At 68.4% G+C, this 1,991-nt stretch carries 2 protein-coding genes; both read right to left on the bottom strand.

The window, feature by feature from the left end; genetic code table 11:
• Positions 1-501 (bottom strand): DUF3558 domain-containing protein (locus tag QH283_RS29865; RefSeq protein WP_280506252.1); only part of this gene is annotated, 501 nt, incomplete at its 3' end.
• A 383-nt stretch (positions 502-884) separates the two neighbouring features.
• Complete coding sequence (locus QH283_RS29860; protein ID WP_280506251.1) at positions 885-1,814, bottom strand: LysR family transcriptional regulator; 930 nt, start codon at positions 1,812-1,814, stop codon at positions 885-887.
• Between the last annotated feature and the right edge of the window lie 177 nt (positions 1,815-1,991).

Below are 1,991 nucleotides of genomic sequence, written 5' to 3'. Positions count from 1 at the left end.
GTCGCAGGCCTCTTGCATCGGGCGGTTATCGAACCAGCCCACTGAGATGGCGAACATCCCCTGCTCGGCGGGCAGATTGACATAGCAGGACCGAGCGCCTTCGATCTTGTTCGTGGTCAGCAGACCTGCGCGACCTCCGATGGTCACGTCGCGGAATACTTCGATGTCTGGGTTGTTACGCGTTTCCTGAATGGTGCGACTGCTCGACAGGACGTCCATTCGGTAACTGAAGACGGACGGCTCCCACCCGCATATCCGCCACGACGAAACCTTGTCCGGGTTGACGATGTCGCGCTCGGTGGAGGGGTCGAGTCCGAGTTCGATGAGCCATTCGTCGCGGATGTCGGTGCAAGGGTTGAGGAGGTTGTCCATCTCCGCTTCCGTTGCGGTCGGTGTGCCGGGCGTGCTGCCGGTCGAGTCGAGGAGCCCGCACCCGGTGGCCAGGCCGATGATGGCGGCTCCGGTGATGGCGGTGCGTGCGGCGGTGGCGGTGATGCGCATGTCCCTCCCTGATTCGACAGCACTCTCAACTTATCGGACGTGCGTCATGCGTCGGTGGTTCCCCGCGAGTGCGAATCGCAGCGCGCCAACATCATTCGGGAAACTGGTGGGGTCCCCCGCCTCCGGCCGCCACATCTCTCTCAGGCCAGATGGCACACCCAAGCTCTGGTAGTCCCTGACCGGCACCGACACCGGCTCGAAACCGGCGCGTTCGAACAACAACTCGCTGGGGCGATTCCTGATGTGGATCTTCGCCACCGCGACCGCATCCGCGCAACCACACTCCCGGGAGCGGTCGACGAAAAGGCCGCAGATCTTTTCCAGTGTTCGGTCGGCGATCTTTCCGCCCCGTCCGCGGGCGTAGCCGCTGTGGCTGTGCCTGCCTACGGGACGTCGCCCCCGCCGGTCTCGGTCGCGGTTGCCGGGGAGGGGCTGTCCGAGCGGGCCGCGCCGAGGATGTCGAGGAAGGCGTTGGCGGCGGGGGTGCTGCCGGTCGCGCTCCAGACGACCCACTCGACGCGGGTCGGCGCGTCGGCGATCTCGACGGTGGTGAGGCCGGGGAGTTGCGGGGCGTAGGTGGAGGCGAGCAGGGCGATGCCGAGGCCCTTGGCGACGAGGCGGGCCATGAGCGCGTCGACCGTGGAGACCTCGAAGGCGACGTCGCGGTGCAGTCCTGCGGCGGAGAAGGCCAGGTCCGACTGGTTGCGGCCGGGGGTGCCCTCGGGGAGGTCGACGAAGACTTCCTCGCAGAGCCTGCGCAGGTCGACGGCTGATGCGGTGGCCAGGGGGTGGTCGGGGGCGACGACGGCGACCAGGCGGTCCCTGGCGAGTTCACGGGCGGCGACTCCGGTCGGAGGAGTGGAGTCGGGGAGGCCGAGCAGGGCGATGTCGAGGTCGCCGTCGCGCACCTGACGGGTCAGGGTGTCGCTGCCGCCGACGCGCAGGGCGATGCGGACCCGGGGATGGCGGCGGCGGAACTCGGCGAGGGCGCTCGGCACGTCGACGGCGGCGACGGTGGGGATGAGGCCCACCCGCAACGGGCCGCGGACCTCGCCGATCGCGGCGGCGACCTCGGCGACGGCGCGATCGGCCGCGGCGAGGCACTGGCGGGCGACGGGCAGGAAGGCCGCGCCCGCCGCGGTGAGGCGGACGCGGCGGCTGGTGCGGTCGAACAACCGGGCGCCGAGTTCGCGTTCCAGCCGCGCGATCTGGTGGCTGAGCGCGGATTGGACGACCAGGCAGCGTTCGGCGGCTCTGGTGAAGCTGTTCGTCTCGGCGACGGCGACGACGTAGCGCATCTGCTGCAATTCCATGCGATCAATCGTGAATCCAGATCGATCGCGTGACAACAATGTGTTGGACTCATCAATAGTGCGCGACCGAGACTGACGGACATGAAAACGTCAGTTACACAGTCGATTCGCGGCACCCCCGGGCGCACCGCGGTGACCGCCGTGGCCCCGGTGGTCTGGGGAACGACCAAAGTGGTT

Source organism: Nocardia farcinica, assembly GCF_029867845.1.
GTDB lineage: Bacteria > Actinomycetota > Actinomycetes > Mycobacteriales > Mycobacteriaceae > Nocardia > Nocardia farcinica_A.
Note: the sequence above shows the minus strand (reverse complement) of the source record. Positions and strands in the feature narration are given on the sequence as shown.